The sequence below is a fragment of the Streptomyces sp. NPDC007095 genome, assembly GCF_040634475.1.
Lineage (GTDB): Bacteria > Actinomycetota > Actinomycetes > Streptomycetales > Streptomycetaceae > Streptomyces.
In genome coordinates, this window is sequence record NZ_JBEYFS010000266.1 from 1 (window position 1) to 15,515 (window position 15,515).

Genomic DNA, 15,515 nt, shown 5'->3' on the forward strand with positions numbered 1-15,515 from the left:
CCCTCGTACTGGATGTACTCGGGTCTGGGCCCGGTGCGGCGAGAGTGCGTGCATGGCGTCGCGGGGCAGGCGGGAATTTGACGACAGGGCCTAGGGCCAGTAACCGCGGCGCCCGCGCCTTGGGACGCAGGGTCAGGCCAGGAGCTCGCCCATCCACGTCTCGATCGCCGACGCCGTGCGCGGCAGCGCCGACGACATGAGGCGGGCGCCGTCCTCCGTGACGACCAGATCGTCCTCGATGCGCACGCCGACGCCGCGCAGCTCCGGCGGCAGCGTCAGGTCGTCCGGCTGGAGATACAGACCCGGCTCGACGGTCAGGACGTGGCCCGCCTCCAGGACGCCGTCCAGGTACTGCTCGGCACGGGCCGCGGCGCAGTCGTGGACGTCCATGCCCAGCATGTGGCCGCTGCTGCACCACGTGTAGCGGCGGAACAGACCGCTCTCGGGCTCAAGGGCCTCGTCCGGCGTCACCGGGAGCAGGCCCCAGGAGTGCAGCCCCTCGGCGATGACCCGCATCGCAGCGAGGTGGAAGTCACGAAAGCGCGCGCCCGGCCGGACCGCCGCGATACCGGCGTCCTGCGCGGCGAGCACCAGGTCGTAGAGGTCGCGCTGCGCGGCGGTGAAGGTGCCGCTCACCGGAAGGGTGCGCGTGATGTCGGCGGTGTAGAGCGTGTCCGACTCGACGCCGGCGTCGAGCAGCAGCAGGTCGCCGGGATGGACCGGACCGTCGTTGGCGACCCGGTGCAGTACGCACGCGTGCGCTCCGGCGGCGGCGATTGTCTCGTAGCCGAGGCCGTTGCCCTCGAGGCGGGCGCGCAGGCCGAAGACGCCCTCGATCCAGCGTTCGCCGCGCGGATGGCGGACGGCCTCGGGCAGTGCGCGCACGACGTCGGTGAATCCGGCCGCCGTGGCATCCACCGCGATCTGCAACTGCTCGACCTCCCACTCGTCCTTGACCAGACGCATCTCGGACAGGAACGAGGCGAATTCGAGGTCGGCCTCTTCGCGGCCGGTGCTGTCGACGAGCGCGTCGATCTCCGGGTCGACGCCACGCAGCAAGCGGGTCGGCCGCGCGCCGCTCAGCCGGGCGGGCACGTCGTCGAGGCCCTGGGTCGCCACGCCGAGCAGTGAGGAGGCCTCGTCGAGGGTGGCGCGGCGGCCGACCCAGATCTCACCGTAGCGGCGGTCGCGGTAGAACTCCGCGGTGTCGCGCGGGGATCGCGGGCGGACGTGCAGCACCGCCTCGTGACCAGAGGCGGTCGGTTCGAGGATCAGGACGCTGTCCGGCTCGGTCCCACCCGTCAGGTACGAGAACGCGGTGTGCGGCCGGAACCGGTAGTCGCAGTCGTTGCTGCGCACCTTGAGGACGCCTGAGGGAACGACGAGCCGTTCGCCGGGGAAACGCGCGGACAGCCGGTCGCGCCGTTTGGCCGCCGACGGTGCGATCGGCTGCGGGGGCGGATCGGCGTGCGGCGAAGACTCCCAGTTCCCCATGAGGAACTCGGCGAGCGCTGAGGAGACCGGAAGGTCGTGCGAACCGGTGTGGAGCGGCTTCTTCGTCGTCATACCGGGATCGTAGGGAGCAGGGGGCCGCCCCGCCCCATACCGTTTTTCCGCCGCACGCATAACACGAGGCGGAGACCTGCTCGGCGTCCCGCCCTGACCGTCAACCGCCTCTGTGGGCACGGATGTTATGGCCCGCCCCTCCATTGTCGTATCCCTCAGTCCGTTGTCATTGGCCACTGTGAGTGGGACGTTCCCCCCACGCCTCGCCACTCGTGCTCGAAGCGACCCCCACTCACGAAGGAGCATTGATGCGTCGTCGACCTGCCCTGCCCGGACTCCATCCCGGAAGTCCGTCCAGATTCGCGTCCGGACTCCTGGCCGTCAGCCTGGCGGTCAGCGCCCTGACAGCAGGCCTGCCGGCCGCACCGGCCCTCGCAGCAGCCGGACCGAAGACCGCCACAACGGCTGCTCCCACGACCACCGCCATGACCAAGCCCAAGCCCCGCGCGCTGTCGCCGCTCGGCGCGAACACCGCTGCGTCCGATCAATCAGACGCCCGGAGCGGGCGGCTGACCGCCGCCCATGTCCGGCCGCTCAGCCCGCAGTTGCCCCAGACCTCCTCGACCTCGAAGGCCGTACGGCCTCCCAAAGCCACGAAACACGCGGCAGCCGCGTCGTGCACCCCGGCCGACTTCGGCACCCGTACCGGATCCGAACTGGTCGCGTACATCCAGGACTCGACCACCGACTGCATCAATACGCTGTTCGGCATCAACGGCTCGGACGCCCGCAACGTGTTCCGCGAGGCGCAGATGGTGACCGTCGCAGGCGCCTTCCAGGACGCGTCGCAGACGTATCCCGGCGACAACTCCACCCACGTGTGGCAGCTCGTGCTGTTCCTGCGCGCCGGCTACTACGTGCAGTACAACGACTCGGCCGACGTCGGCGACTACGGCCCGGCCCTGGCCGCGGCCACCGAAGGCGGACTGGACGCGTTCACCGCCAACTCCCACTTCATGGACATCAGTTCGGAACACGGCAACGTCCTGGGCGACGTGATCATCCTGACGGACAGCGCCAACGAGCAGGCTCGCTACCTGGACACGTACAAGCGAGTGCTGAACGCCTACGACAGCTCCTACGACGCCTACTGGAGCATGGACACGGCCGTCAACGACGTCTTCACCCCGCTCTTCCGCGGCCACTTCAACCCCGCATTCATCAGCGCGGTCACCGCCGACCCGAGCATCATCGACACGTTGAACTCGTTCACCCTGAACCACATGTCGATGCTGAGCGGGACCTGGTACTTCATGGCCTCCAACGCCGGAACCGAGGCGGCGCGCTTCCTCGACACGGCCGGGCTCCAGGACAAGGTGCGGCCGATGGTGAAGGGCCTGCTCGGTGCCTCCTCGATCACCGGCCCGACCGCTCCGGTGTGGGTCGGCGCCGCCGAGATGACTTCCGCGCACGACGCGGCCCAATGCTCGTACTACGACACCTGCGACCTGACGTCCAAGCTCACCGCGGCGGCACTCCCCATCACCTACAAGTGCGATGCCGGGAACACTTTCCTGGCCCAGTCCCTGACCGACTCGGCGCTCGCCGAGGCCTGCAAGAGCGTGCAGGGACAGGACTCCTACTTCCACGGCATTGTCAAGGACAGCGGCCCGGTCGCCGACGACCGCAACACCAACATCCAGATCGTCGTCTTCGCGAGCCCCAGGGACTACCGGACGTACTCAGGCTGGATCTTCGGCAACAGCGCCGACAACGGCGGCGAATACCTGGAGGGCAACCCCGCCGACCCCAACAACCAGGCCCGCTTCATCGCCTACGTGAAGAGCGTGGGCGACGGCTTCCCGGCCGACATCTGGAACCTGAACCACGAATACACCCACTACCTCGACGGCCGCTACGACACGTACGGCGACTTCTCCGCGGGCCAGACGGTCCCGGACATCTGGTGGATCGAGGGCTTCGCCGAGTACGTCTCGTACAGCTACCGGGGCGTGCCCGACACCGAGGCGCTCTCCGATGCCGGGAAGCACACCTACGCCCTGAGCACCCTGTGGCAGAGCACGTACGCCAACTCCGACCTGACCCGCACCTACCCATGGGGCTACCTGGCCGTCCGCTACATGATTGAGAACCACCCGGACGACGTGCAGGCCATGCTCACCAAGTTCCGCACCGGCGACTACGCCGGAGCCTATGCGGTCTACAACACCGACATCGGCACCTGTTACGACGCGGACTTCGCCGCCTGGCTCGACACTTGCGCGGCCGGCGCCTGCCGGGGGAGCAGCAGTTGACCGAGCGCTGACGGCTGAGCCAGCCGCCCCCTGCCTCTCCCTGTCACCTCGCGGCCTGACAAGGCGGCGGGGTGACACGCGTGCCAGACGTACAGCTCGCGCCGCTGCTCCGAGACGGAACCCAATGCCGTTGCTCGAACGCTGCATTGAACACGGCTGGTATCCCGGTGACCGATCGACGGTACGGCCGTTGCGCCGGGCATGCATCCGTGGACCGGTCCTATCTGATGGGGCCGCCCCGGACGACGGGGCCGACAGGCATGCTTTCGGCGGGCCGAAGGACCCGAGCCCGTTCCGGCGAGAATGCCACTCGTTTTGGCCTCACGTCTCGATTGGCGGGGGACCGAGGACACCTCGTTGAGGTAGGCCAGTTCCTCGGTCTTCTTCCACGCCGTCAGCATCGCCGACGTCTGGTGGTAGCTGACCCGCTCCTGCCGCGCCCACGCCTCCGTCCGCGCGGCGAGCGCCATGTTGTAGACCTTCCGCACGCACCCGAACGTGCGCGACAGCTCGGCTGTCTGCGCATCCGTCGGACAGAAGCGGCACTTGAACGCCCGCTTCACGTAAGTCTCACCGTTCACGAACTATCGCATCGACCTGTCACTATCTGCGGGTAGTTGGCCGCGAACGACGATCCGCCCTGGCGGCGAATCGTCTCTCCCTGCCCTGCTCCGCAGAAGTCCGTTTCCTCTCCACCCTGAAGGGCGGAGTACCCACGGAGGGATCAGATGGCCAAGGCCGGGCTCCCCGCTCGCCCCCCTGGTGAAGGAGCAGCAGAAGGAGAAGGAGGCCGCTGCCGTGTGAGCGGGCGCCACCCGTGCGGGTGATGACAGCCGGACGGTTCGGCGAGACGCTCAGCAGAATGCCGAGAACACCACAGACCACTTCAGGGCCCGGTCGCGCAGCTCGGCCAGCCTCGCGCCATGCGACGGCGCGGCCGTACAGCAGCAAGCGCGCCGCCCGGGCCGCCCGCCGGCAACTCGGGAGTACGCCAGCAGGCGGCCGGTGTCCCAGGAGTGCAGGCTGATGCTGTGGAGTGGCCCGTAGACGTCGCCCTGGCCCGCTCCGTGCCGCAGTTGCCGAAGGGCCCATGGGCCTACGAGATCAAGTTATGGACAGGGTTCGATCTTGTCCGTTGTCCGCATGAACTGCTCCGTGTCCGTGGCCCGTTCACCGACCTCGGCGTCCCAGTCGCTACATGGCACCGCGCCGGGCGGTGTCGTGTCAGGTCAGCGTCCGGGCTGCGTAGAGAGCGCCAAGTGCTCCCGAACAGCAGGAGCAGCCCGAGCCGCCGATTTGGGGCTAGCGGTTGTCGAGGACGCCAGGGGTGTCGTGCAGGATCACGCTCTGGTCCAGGGGGACGCGTCCCATGCCGATGTCGTGCAGGGGTGAGGTCCGGTCGCCGGTGCCGAAGGCGATGCCGAACAGCAGCTTGAGCTCCTCGGTCACGGCGAGGGACGCGCGCACCGTGTCGGCGTAGCGGCCGAGGATGGTCTGCGGGATGCCGCGGTATCCGCGTGCGGTCAGCGAGAGCAGGAAGTTCTGGGCGTACATGCCGATGTCCCCGGCCGTCCGCACCCCGTCGCCGAGCGCCGGCATGAAGAGGAGGGCGACGTGCGGCGCTCCGTAGAACCTCAGGTTCTCGCGCAGGACCTCCTTCCGGCCCTCCTGGTCCGAACGCCCGATGCCACGGGCCCCGTAGACGACGGCCGCGTGCTGGTGCGATCGCTCCTGGTAGATGCCGCCGCCGTAGCCCGAGGTGAAGTCGGGGGAGGTCCGGTCCTCCTCGTACGCCTTGAGGAGTTCGTTGCTCAGTGCGTCGCGTGCCGCGCCGGAGACGATGTGGACGTGCCACGGCTGGGTGTTGCTGTTCGAGGGCGCTGTCTGCGCGTCTTCGAGGACGCCGCGGATGTCCGCGGCGGGCAGGGGGGTGGGCAGGAACTGCCGGGGGGAGTGCCGGGTCCGCGCGAGATCGGTGAAGAACGAGACGGTGGCGGGCAAAGCGTTCCCTTTCGAGAGTGTCCAGTTCGGTTGTTGCGGCATCGCCGTACACGTATCGCCGGGCGGCGCTGTGTGCATATCAGCCGAGCGATGGTGAGCGGGCGGCCGGATCAGCTGGGTGACCTGGCCGGTGAGGCGGGGGTGACGTCGAGTGCCTGGGCCAGCAGGGCTCGCGAATGCGCCCGGGCCTCGGGGTCCGCGATGATGTCCTGGACCATTACTTCCTCGACGCCGGTGGCCTTGGTCATCTGCTCCAGCTGATCCCGTACGGTCTGCGGGCTGCCGGCGAGCTGGCGGGGCCAGCGGCCGTCCGTGATGACCGTGGGCATCTCCTTCTCCGCCTGGGTGAGGTCTCGCGCGGCCTCGTCGACGGTGGGCACTTGCGCAGCAGGGCCGGTGCGGGCCAGGCGTGCCATCAGGGCGGTCCTGGACCAGTTCAGCCGCCGGGCCTCGGCGTCCGTGTCGGCGACCACGGCGCTGACGGAGAGGATGCCGCGACCTCCGGTCGTCCCGTGGGCTGCGGGTGCGGAGAACGCGCTGTGGCGCAGCAGAGCACGACTGGCGCCGTCAGGGTTGATGAAGCCCGCGAAGGCGTAGCCGAGGCCGAGCTCGCCGGCCATCCGGGCGCTGTTGCCCGAGGAGCCGAGAATCCACACTTCGGGTCGCGAGGTGACGCCCGCGGCGGGGTTCAGGCGCGCGAAGGGGTGCTCTGCGCGGAAGTGGCCGTTGAAGTGGGCGAGTACTTCCTGGACCTGCTCGGCGAAATCGTCGGCGGGCGGTACGTCCCGGTCGCGGCGCAGGGCGAGGTCGACCACGGGGCCCGCGGTGGCACGGCCGAGGCCGAGGTCGATGCGGCCCGGTGTGAGGGCTTCGAGCTGGAGGAAGGTTTCGGCGACCTTGTAGGGGCTGTAGTGGTTGAGCAGCACTGCGCCGGATCCCACCCGGATATGCGAGGTGGTGCGTGCCGCCAGGGCGATGAGGATCTCCGGCGCCGTGGCGGCGGTGCTGGCGGAGTCGTGGTGCTCGGCGTACCAGATGCGGTGATAGCCGAGGTCTTCCGCTTGGCGGGCGGCGTTCACGGCGTGCTGAAGCGCCTGCGGCTTGTCGCCGCCGGGGGCCACGGTGGCCAGTTCGACGAGGGAGAGCTTCATGGTCATTCCATTGGTGCGGTCGTCATCGGTCCGGTGAAGAGGCCGACAGAGCAGGGGAGGGCGCTGGAGCCGTGTCAGGTGCAGCACCCTTGTGGGTGGATGTGTCGTCTCAGTGGGTGATGACGACCTTGCCGAAGTGGGTGCCGCTGCCCAGGTGGGCGGCTGCGTCGAGCGCCTCTTCGAAGGGGAAGACGCGGTCGATGACCGGGTGCAGCTGGTGCGCCGCGATGACCCGGTTCATGTCTTCCAGGTCGCTCCTACTGCCACCGCCGATCGCGCGCAGGGTGGCGCCGCTGTAGGTGAAGTCCAGCAAGTTCATGCCCGTGCTGTCGTGCGCGACGTGGCCGACCAGCGAGATGGTGCCGCGGTAGGCGACGGCCTTGATCGACTGGGCGATCGTGCCTGCGCCGCCGACCTCCACGATGATGTCGGCGCCCTGGCCGTCGGTGAGTTCGCGTACGGCCGCTCCCCAGTCCGGTCTGTCGACGTAGTTGATGACGTCGCTCGCGCCGAGTTCGCGCAGCCGCGCGGCCTTGTTCTCGCTGGAGGTGGTGGCGATGACGCGTGCACCGGCGGCACGGGCGAGCTGCAGGGCGAACAGCGACACGCCGCCCGAGCCCTGGATCAGAACCGTGTCTCCGGGGCCGACGCCCTCCAGCGCCGTGTACGCGGTGGCGGCGGCGCAGGGCAGGGTCGCGGCCTCGGTGAAGTCCAGGTGCGCAGGCACAGGTACCAGCCGCTGCTCATCGATCACGACGTACTCGGCCAGCCAGCCGTCGAGGTCGGTGTGGTAGTGCTGGCCGGGCGTGCGCTGCGGCCCGCCGAACCAGAGCGGGTTGAAGGAGTTCACCACGCGATCGCCGACCTCGAACCGCGTCACACCGGGGCCGGTGGCCTCTACGACGCCCGCGGCGTCCGACAGCGGCACCCGGCCCTGCGGCACCGGATAGCGGCCGTCCAGCATGAACAGGTCGCGGGCGTTGAGGGAGCTGGCGTGTACGCGGATCAGTACCTGGCTGGTGCCGGGCGTCGGCGTCGGTTCCTCGACGAGGGTGCTCTGGCCTGCTTCGGACATCCTGTAGATGCGCATGGGATCCTTCCCTCTCCGTGGTGCTGCCGCGGTCAGGAGGCCAGCGGTGTGTGGGTGCCGAAGGAACGCTGGTGATACGTGAGGGGGCTCGCCTTCCCCTCGCCGGGCTCGGCGTTGACGACGCGGGCGAGCAGGACGGTGTGGTCACCGGCGGCGACGTAATCGTCGACGTCGGCTGCGATCCACGCCGCCGAGCCGGGCAGCCGGGGCAGTCCCTCGCTCGCGGACCAGGTGACGCCGTCGAACTTGTCCGGGCCCGACCGCGCGAAGGACGCGGCGAGTTGGGCCTGGTGCGCACCTAGGACGTTGAGGCCGAAGCGCCCCGTCCTGCGGATGAATGACAGCAGTTGTGAGCCGTTGTCCAGCGACACCAGCACCATCGGGGGCGTCAGGGACAGCGAGGTGAACGCACTGACCGTGCTGCCGTGCGGGCGCTCACCGTCCATCGCCGTGACCACGGCAACAGGGGAGGCGACGGTGGCCATGGTGCCTCGGAACGCCTGCAGGGTCGCGGTGTCGGGGGGCTGGGTGGTGGTGGTCATGACTGTGCCGTTTCTGTAACGCGCGGGTCGAGTCCGTACTGTTCGCGGGCTCCGAGGTGGTCTCGCAGGGTGGGGCCTTCGTAGTCGAGGTGGAACAGGCCGCGTTCCTGAAGGATCGGGACGACCTCGTCGACGAAGGCGTCGACGCCGTCGTGGTAGCCGTCGATGGCCAGCGAGAAGCCGTCGCAGGCCCCTGCCACGAACCACTGCTGCATGTGGTCGGCGATGTCGGCGGCGGGGCCGCCCACGACCGGGTGGTAGTCGATGACGCCGTGGGCGAGGACATCGCGCAGGCTCCAGCCCTCGCGGGCCACTTCCAGGGCACGGAAGGAGCGCCGGTCGTGCGGGCTGGGCTCGGCGTCGGCCAGTTGGCGTGCGGTCAGCGGCTTGTCGATCTGGTCGTAGGAGAGCGGCAGTCCGATCATCGCGCCGAGGTACTGCACGCGCTGGCGCAGGTCGACGGACTCGTCCAGGAAACGCCTGCGTTCCAGGGCGGCCTCGCGGGAGGCGGCGACGGTCGGCATGAAACCGGCGAACATCTTCACCTCGTCCGGGTCGCGCCCGGCCCGCTTGGCGGCGTCCCGCAGGGCGCTCCGCTGGGCGATGGCGTCCTCGATCGTCATCGGGTTGGCGTAGACGCCGCTGGCGTACCGGCCCGCCAGCTCCATGCCGTAACTGCCGCCGCCTGCCTGGAAGATGACCGGCTGGCCCTGCTCGGACGGCGGGATGGGCAGCGGCCCTCGGGAGGCGAGGTAGCGGCCCTGCAGGTTGACCGGCTGGATCTTGCCCATGTCGGCGAACCGCTTGCCTTCGGCGTCGAGAACCCAGGCGTCCTTCTCCCAGCTGCCCCACAGGGCCTGCACGATCTGGACGAACTCGTCGGCGCGCTCGTACTTCTCCGCGCGGGGCGGAATGGGGGAGCCGAAGTTCGCCGCGGCCGCCGGGTGGGAGGTGGTGACCGCGTTCCAGCCGGCCCGGCCGTGGCTGATCACGTCGAGGGCCTTGTACTGGCGGGCGAGGTTGAAGGGCTCGTTGAAGGTGGTGGAGCCGGTGGCGACCAGGCCGATCCGCTCGGTCTCGCGGGCTATGGCGGTGAGGACGATGATCGGGTCGATGGGGTGGTGCGGGTGCTCGTTCTCCAGGTCCACGTCCAGAACCGGGGTGTCCGCGATGAACAGCAGCTGGATCTTGCCGCGCTCAGCGGCCTGCGCGTAGCGCACGAACTGATCCATGTCGGTGTAGCTGGACAGGTTCGCCCCAGGCAGCCGCCACGCCCCGGGCTCGGCTCCGTAGCCGCTGGTGAACTGCATGGCCAGGAGCATCTGCCGGCTTGTCATGGGGACGCCTCCAAACGGGCGGAAGGAAACGGAGGATGCCTCCGATTACCCTTCGACAATACGGAGGTTGCCTCCGTATTGCAAAGGGGGGTGGTGTTCGATGGCCGGGAGCGCCGGGTGCGGCCGATCCTTCTGGACTGCTGCGCCTGCGCGTCCGGCGGGCAGCCGTGCACCGTAACCGCGTGGGGCCGCGGCACCGGAGGCGCGCGGACGTCGGGCACGTCCCGTCGCGTCTCCGGTGCCGCGGCCCCACGCGTGCGCTGCTCTGCGGGAGGTGGGGTGTCAGCGGTGCGCGGCGCGGTTCATCTCGACGACGTCGTCCAGGGTGGGATTGTCGGGGAGGGCGGCGAAGCGCTCGAGCATGCTGTCGCGGACGGCGGCGTCCTTGACGCGGTCGGCCGCGGCCAGGGCGGCAGGGAGCTCGTCGAGGGTCAGCTCGGTGCAGTAGGCGGGGCCCATCGGCTGCTGGCGCCACGAGTCGGCCAAAGCACCGGCGTCGTAGGGGTCGAAGCCGGTGTCGTCGACCAGGCCCATGGCTACCTTCTTCGCCTCCGCGGAGTCGCCGGCGACCGGGATGGCGATTCGGCCCGCAGCGCCCGCCGGAAGACCTCGGGTGCGCTGGGTCTCGGCCAGGGCGGCGTTCCACGCCTTGACCACGGGCCGGCCAAGGAGCTCGGAGGCGTACACGCTCTCCACCTGGCCGCCGTCCTCCACCGCCTCGATCCGCCCACTGAGGTGCGGGTAGTAGTTCGAGGTGTCGATCACCACGGTTTCGGCGGGGGCGGTGGCGATCAGCTCCGCCAGCTTCTCGTGCACCCCGAACGGGATCGCCAGGATGATCGCGTCCCGGCCCTGGACCGACGCGTCCAGGGCCACCGCGCGGGCGCCCGCCTCCAGCACCTCGGCCGCGACAGCCTCGGGCCCCCGGGCGTCCGCGACCTGGACGTCGTGACCGGCCAGGCTCAGCTTGCGGGCGAGGTTTCCGCCGATCGCCCCAGCGCCGATAACAGTTATTTTCATGATTTGTCCCTTCGAAGGTTGTGCCACCCCTGCGGGCGGCCTGATGTGATGACGGCGTGGCCAGATCGCCGGGCCATCGCCCGGTCCCGTCGGACGCCGGGTTCCCGCCGTCCGGCCCTGAGTGAGGTGCCGACCGCTAGGTGCGGTCGTCCGGCTCGCGGTATCCGTGGGCGACGAGCGCCCGCAGCCGGTCGACCGATTCCCCTGTGGCGCCGGTGCCCTTGATCCAGGCGACCGAGCAGGCCGCGAGGAACAGGTCGTAGCCCGTCGCCGACGGGCGTACGTACCCGGTGCGCTGTGCGGCTCGCACATACGCGTCGGTCGTGGCGATGAGCTCGTCGCAGGGGACGGTGAGCGGATTGCCCGGGTCCTGCGCCCGGGTCGCCGCCATGAGGGGTTCCGGCAGCCCGTTGTAGGCGCTGACGTAGTCCTCCATCGCCCGCAGCCACTGCGTCAGCGCCGCGCCGGCGTCGTCGATGCCGGCGATGTCCTCGCGGCGGGCCACCAGTTCCTGGGTGCGGGCCTGGAGGACGGCCGCCAGCAGGGCCTCGCGGGTGGGGAAGTGCCGGTACAGCGTTCCCGGCCCGACGCCCGCCTCCTTGGCGACGGCCTCCAGTGACGTACCGATTCCGTCCCGCAGGAAGTGGCGCTGGGCGGCCTCCAGGAGGGCTGCGCGATTGCGCTGGACGTCGGCGCGGGGCTTGCGTCCCTGTTGCTCCGTGGCACTCATATACCCTCCTGCACTCTCTCGGTACGGCGACCCAATAAAAACGGAGGCTATCTCCGAATTACTTCCACAGTAAACCGGAGGCTTCCTCCGGTCAAATCGGACGTGGCTGCCCGCTCGTGAGCGCGCTGCGCCTCTCATCGCGGCGAGCAGCACGCACGCTGCCCGTCTCAGTCCTCATACAGGGCGACGAGGCGGCCCGTGACTCCCCCCTTGCGAAGCCGATCCAGTCCCTCCGGGATGCTCCCAGGCGTGATCCGGTTGATCGGCGGGGTGAGCTGCCCGCCGCGCATGAGTTCGTAGAGCTCCGTGAGGTCCTGCTTCGTACCCGACAGTGAGCCGAGGACCTGCAGCTGCTTCATGACGATCGTGAAGGTGCTCACGGTCGACTCGGTGCGGCCCAGGCCGACTTGCACGAGCGTCCCCGACTGGCCGAGCGCCTCCACCGCCTGGGCGGTGGTGCTGCCGAACCCCGCATAGTCCACGATCAGCTGGAGGTCCTTGTCCACGAACTCGGTGATGGACTCCCCCACGCCTGCCAGCCCGATCTCGGCGGCCAGTTGGCGGGCTTCCGGGTTCAGCTCGGCCGCGTAAACCTCGGCCCCCTTGAGTACGGCGATGCGCGCGCCGATGTACCCAAGGCCACCGAGGCCGATGACCCCGACCCGCATCCCCTTCTTCACTCCGCCGCGCGCCACCATGGCGTGGTAGGAAGTGAGGCCCGCGTCGGTCGCCATCGCCCCCATTTCGAAGGAGAGCTCGTCCGGCAGCCGTACCAGGTTCGAGTCGGTGGCGCGCACCTTGGGTCCGTAGCCGCCATCCCAGGCGCCGTAGCCGATGGCGTCGCCGTCAGGCATCGACGGCGCCAGTCCCACCCGGTCGCCCACCTTCCAGTGGTCCATTCCGGGGCCGACCTCGCTGATCACGCCGGCGTTCTCGTGCCCGAGCGTCATCGGCAGTCGCGGAAACGACTTCATCCATCCCGGGTCGTCAAGCGCGCTCACGTCCGAGTGGCACAGGCCGGCGGCCTTGACGTCGACGACGACCTCGCCCGGACCCGCATGCGGCGCGTCCACCTCATCCAGTGTCAGAGGCTTGCCCGTTCCGTGGAATCGCCAGGATTTCATGGGTCTCACATGTCCTTTCCTGTTGCGCCGACGGATGTTCGCCGGCCCGTACTACCCCCCGTTCTGTGACGGGTCTTTCCTCACCTCTCCTGAGGCCGGAGGATCCGCGGCGCGGTCACCGGCACCCCCGGGACGGAGAGGAACGCAAAGCCCAGGCTCAGCCGAAGTCGCCCGCGAGCGGTCATCGCCTGGTGACGCCAGGAGTCGGCCAAGGTGCCGGCATCACCACCTCCAGCGAGGTGTCGACCCCGAACCGCAGGAAATGACGCTGCGCTGCCTCCAGGCGGGCCACACGGTTGCGCTACCTGCGCCCCCGCTACCCTTCGACGTTCATGGCCCTCCTGCCTGACGCGATGCCGCAGGACGACAAAACGGAGGCTGTCTCCGTACAGGATCGAGCGTAAAACGGAGGCGGCATCCGGTCAACTCTGCCGATGCCACCTGGAGGGCGTGAGCGACCGAGCCCCTGGTCATGGGCGGGCCGTTCGGCCGCGGCCTGGACGGCGCTGCGGCCCCGGCGACGCGCACGGCGCTGCAGCTCGCCGAAGTGCAGCCGCCCCTCGTGGGGCACCACGAGCTCGCCGTCCAGCACGAGCGCCTCGCCAAGCTCGGTGGCCGCGGTGGCGAGGTCAGGGAAGGCGCCGGTGAGGTCCGCGCCTGCGCCTGCGCCCTGGCGGGACTGGAGCATGACGAGTCCGGGGCGCGCGAAGAGGATGGCCCGGAAGCCGTCCGGCGTTCTGTTCCGCGATCCATTCCTGTGGCAGTGCCTCATCCGGGGGCAGCTGCCGCCGGGCTTCGGCGAGCATCGGTGTGATCGGGGGTGTCAGGGCCACACTGTCACATCTACGCGGTGCCGCCGTTCCTCGCGCGCTGGGCAGCCCCGGATAGGACCGGTCATGACTGGGATTGCGGGGAGATTCGACTGCGGGCGGGCAGGGGGATGACGGTGCTGGCGCCGCGCAGGGCGTGGTTTTCAAGGGTGAGCTGCCGGATGGCTTCCTCGTACAGGGCGAGGGTGCGGCGCAGGTCGGTGTTCTCCTGCCGTAGCCGGCGGAGATTCTCTTCCTTGGGCTCGTCGGTCTTCGGCCAGTCCGTGCACGTCTGGCTGCGGGCCGCAGGGATCCGGGGCCGGAAGTGGGTGTCGATCAGGTCGGCGTAGTGGCGGTGGAAGGTGGCGTGGGGGATGCCGAGGTGCCGCTCGATGGCGGTGACCGTTGGCCTCCGTCCGCTGGCGGACGCCTCGTCAAGGACGGTGTCGATGGCGGCCTTGACGGTGTCAGCGTCGGGCAGGGCTCGTTTCACTCGGCAGGCTCCGTATCGTGGCGGGCAAGGAACGCGGCCGTGGCTCGGTGCTGTTCCTGAAGACGGTGTCGGATGTAGGGGGCAAGGCGGGCGCCGTCGTCCAGGGCGCCCTCCAGCTGAGTGAGGTGGCTGGAGAGGGATTGGTGGTTGGCGGGGGTGAGGGCGGTGCTTCTGCAGGCCAGGGGCTGGCAGTCGGCCAGGACCGGCTGTTGGCCGGGGTCGGCGGGCGCGCGGCACAGGGCGCGGTCGGGGTTGTAGACGCAGGTGACGAAGGTCCCCGGGTACACGTGCGGGTCATGGCGGGCCACAATGCGGCGCAGGCGGGCTTCGTCGGTGACAACCTGGCCGTCGAAGACCGTGTGGCGGGCGAACTCGGCGAGCCGGCCCTCGGCTTCCGCGCCTGCCGGTCCGGCCAGTGCCGGACGGTCACTGTCGGCGCCCATCTCGGCGAGGAACTGGCCGCGGGCGAGGGCCTCTTCGGCTTCGACCTCGTCGCGGAACCCGGAGTCGCTGGTGCCGGCGTAGCCCTCGAACATCTGGATCCCCTGGTGGCGGTATTGCAGCGCGCCGGCGATGGTGCCGCCGGGGCGGCGGGCGATGAACCAGGCCAGAGTCCGCCGAAACCGCCGCGTGGTCAGGTGCGGCACCCGCCCGCGCTCCGGGGGGATGCCATCCGCGCGCTGGTGTGCGGTGCAGTAGTCGTTGATCCACCTGATCAGGTCGGTGATGTCTGTGTTGGTGGCGTTGCTGTCCAGCACACCGAAAGGGCTGCGGCGTTGACGGTAGCTGCGGGAGGTCAGCGGCGGGGCGAACAAGTAGGGCTGGTCGGACGGTTGGAAGCGTTCAAGGACGGCGACGGCCCGGGCGACCGGGGCGGTGACGATCCAGGTGGCCTGAGCGCCGTGGGCGTCCTCGCCCTTGAAAGCGAGGCTGTGCAAGCGGTGCCGGTAGACGCGGCCTGTGGGATCGCGTTGGACGCTCAGGCAACCCCGCTGGAGGTGTTTAGCCTCCGAGTCGCGCATCCCGGAGAGGTAGGCGATCACGATCCAGCAGGCCCCCTGGAGCAGCCGCTCGTATCGCGGCACGTCGTAGTACGAGATCGTCGCGAGCCACGGACGGCCGTCCAGCTGCCCTTGGACGCGGTGGGTGAGGGGGCAGTCGGAGTCCACGCCGACATCGCGCGCGGCTTCTGCGATCAGCCGTTCGGCGTCGAGCCGCTCCAGCCGGTCGCGGTCGTGGCCCAGTAGCCGGGCCAGGTGGCTCAGGCACGGCGTCGGCTGCGGCGTGCGGCGTGCGGCGCAGCCGGCCGGCCCCAAGTAATGCCTACAGGCGGCTAGTGACCATTTTCGCGTGATCCAGGCCGGTCTGCGGACTGTTCCGACCGGCAGCACCCTGCC

Annotated in this window: 12 protein-coding genes and 1 pseudogene; 1 reads left to right on the top strand and 12 read right to left on the bottom strand. The window is 69.6% G+C overall.

Annotated elements, in window-relative coordinates:
* Nucleotides 1-132 precede the first annotated feature (132 nt).
* Complete coding sequence (locus ABZ656_RS49790) at nt 133-1,566, bottom strand: aminopeptidase P family protein (RefSeq protein ID WP_101407247.1); 1,434 nt, start codon at nt 1,564-1,566, stop codon at nt 133-135.
* 425 nt (nt 1,567-1,991) lie between these two features.
* On the opposite strand from ABZ656_RS49790, the gene ABZ656_RS49795 reads away from it, so the two are divergent.
* Nucleotides 1,992-3,821 (top strand): collagenase, encoded by a 1,830-nt coding sequence (locus ABZ656_RS49795; protein ID WP_360278156.1) that lies wholly within the window; start codon nt 1,992-1,994, stop codon nt 3,819-3,821.
* Between the two features lie 338 nt (nt 3,822-4,159).
* Here the strand turns inward: ABZ656_RS49795 and ABZ656_RS49800 are convergent.
* From ABZ656_RS49800 to ABZ656_RS49850, 11 genes and pseudogenes are all read right to left on the bottom strand, one after another.
* Nucleotides 4,160-4,384, bottom strand: a pseudogene (locus ABZ656_RS49800) (helix-turn-helix domain-containing protein); the annotation flags it as partial.
* A gap of 739 nt (nt 4,385-5,123) precedes the next feature.
* A complete protein-coding gene (locus ABZ656_RS49805; protein WP_218978380.1) occupies nt 5,124-5,822 on the bottom strand; it encodes a nitroreductase in 699 nt (232 codons plus the stop codon).
* Between the two features lie 110 nt (nt 5,823-5,932).
* Nucleotides 5,933-6,973: an MsnO8 family LLM class oxidoreductase gene (locus ABZ656_RS49810; protein WP_101408408.1), complete on the bottom strand. Its 1,041-nt coding sequence runs from the start codon at nt 6,971-6,973 to the stop codon at nt 5,933-5,935.
* A 109-nt stretch (nt 6,974-7,082) separates the two neighbouring features.
* On the bottom strand, nt 7,083-8,063 hold the full coding sequence (locus ABZ656_RS49815; protein WP_360278161.1) for an NAD(P)-dependent alcohol dehydrogenase: 981 nt from the start codon (nt 8,061-8,063) through the stop codon (nt 7,083-7,085).
* A 32-nt stretch (nt 8,064-8,095) separates the two neighbouring features.
* Nucleotides 8,096-8,605, bottom strand: coding sequence for a flavin reductase family protein (locus ABZ656_RS49820; protein WP_360278164.1), 510 nt, complete (start codon nt 8,603-8,605; stop codon nt 8,096-8,098).
* Nucleotides 8,602-9,942 (bottom strand): NtaA/DmoA family FMN-dependent monooxygenase, encoded by a 1,341-nt coding sequence (locus ABZ656_RS49825; protein WP_360278167.1) that lies wholly within the window; start codon nt 9,940-9,942, stop codon nt 8,602-8,604. Before ABZ656_RS49825 ends, ABZ656_RS49820 begins: the two co-directional genes overlap by 4 nt.
* A 282-nt stretch (nt 9,943-10,224) precedes the next feature.
* On the bottom strand, nt 10,225-10,962 hold the full coding sequence (locus ABZ656_RS49830) for an NAD(P)-binding domain-containing protein (protein ID WP_360278170.1): 738 nt from the start codon (nt 10,960-10,962) through the stop codon (nt 10,225-10,227).
* A gap of 136 nt (nt 10,963-11,098) precedes the next feature.
* Nucleotides 11,099-11,692, bottom strand: coding sequence for a TetR/AcrR family transcriptional regulator (locus ABZ656_RS49835; protein ID WP_101407254.1), 594 nt, complete (start codon nt 11,690-11,692; stop codon nt 11,099-11,101).
* Nucleotides 11,693-11,859: 167 nt separating this feature from the next.
* Nucleotides 11,860-12,765 carry a zinc-binding dehydrogenase gene (locus tag ABZ656_RS49840; protein ID WP_360278174.1) on the bottom strand — a complete coding sequence of 302 codons (906 nt, stop codon included), beginning with the start codon at nt 12,763-12,765 and terminating at the stop codon, nt 11,860-11,862.
* Nucleotides 12,766-13,710: 945 nt separating this feature from the next.
* A complete protein-coding gene (locus ABZ656_RS49845) occupies nt 13,711-14,118 on the bottom strand; it encodes a hypothetical protein (protein WP_101407256.1) in 408 nt (135 codons plus the stop codon).
* The coding region (locus ABZ656_RS49850) for a hypothetical protein (protein WP_360278177.1) at nt 14,115-15,515 on the bottom strand (1,401 nt) is incomplete at its 5' end. The genes ABZ656_RS49845 and ABZ656_RS49850, both read right to left, overlap by 4 nt.

Coding starts and splice junctions, on each gene's coding strand:
- ABZ656_RS49815 (WP_360278161.1), bottom strand. CDS start 8,063: ATGCGCATCTACAGGATGTCCGAAGCAGGCCAGAGCACCCTCGTCGAG.
- ABZ656_RS49830 (WP_360278170.1), bottom strand. CDS start 10,962: ATGAAAATAACTGTTATCGGCGCTGGGGCGATCGGCGGAAACCTCGCC.
- ABZ656_RS49835 (WP_101407254.1), bottom strand. CDS start 11,692: ATGAGTGCCACGGAGCAACAGGGACGCAAGCCCCGCGCCGACGTCCAG.
- ABZ656_RS49825 (WP_360278167.1), bottom strand. CDS start 9,942: ATGACAAGCCGGCAGATGCTCCTGGCCATGCAGTTCACCAGCGGCTAC.
- ABZ656_RS49820 (WP_360278164.1), bottom strand. CDS start 8,605: ATGACCACCACCACCCAGCCCCCCGACACCGCGACCCTGCAGGCGTTC.
- ABZ656_RS49795 (WP_360278156.1), top strand. CDS start 1,992: ATGACCAAGCCCAAGCCCCGCGCGCTGTCGCCGCTCGGCGCGAACACC.
- ABZ656_RS49810 (WP_101408408.1), bottom strand. CDS start 6,973: ATGAAGCTCTCCCTCGTCGAACTGGCCACCGTGGCCCCCGGCGGCGAC.
- ABZ656_RS49790 (WP_101407247.1), bottom strand. CDS start 1,566: ATGACGACGAAGAAGCCGCTCCACACCGGTTCGCACGACCTTCCGGTC.